Origin of the sequence: Fulvivirga kasyanovii, from assembly GCF_009711405.1 — a bacterium.
Taxonomy (GTDB): domain Bacteria; phylum Bacteroidota; class Bacteroidia; order Cytophagales; family Cyclobacteriaceae; genus Fulvivirga; species Fulvivirga kasyanovii.
Map to the genome: position 1 here is coordinate 1 of NZ_SMLW01000010.1, position 227 is coordinate 227.

1 protein-coding gene is annotated in these 227 nt (G+C 37.4%); it reads left to right on the forward strand.

Annotation, left to right across the window (positions count from 1 at the left end; all coding sequences use genetic code 11):
- A partial coding sequence (locus E1163_RS29955) for a hypothetical protein (RefSeq protein ID WP_185155850.1) occupies positions 1 to 227 on the forward strand: 227 nt, incomplete at both ends.

A 227-nucleotide genomic window follows, 5' to 3' on the forward strand; every position in this document is an offset into this window, starting at 1 on the left:
TTTATAGTTGCTATGGGCTTTGTGGCTTTAATAAGTTGTAACAACAATGCTGAAAGAGAGCAGGCAAATGTTGAAAATGAGGAAATAGAAGTACAGGAAGAGGCTTCTGACGAGAAAAAGGTAAAACTTGAAGTGGATGCCGATAACGAAAAGTTAGGTATTGAAACCGAAGATGTTGATATAGACCTTCAGGGTGAAAACGAGGAAGATAAGGAAAACAAGAACTA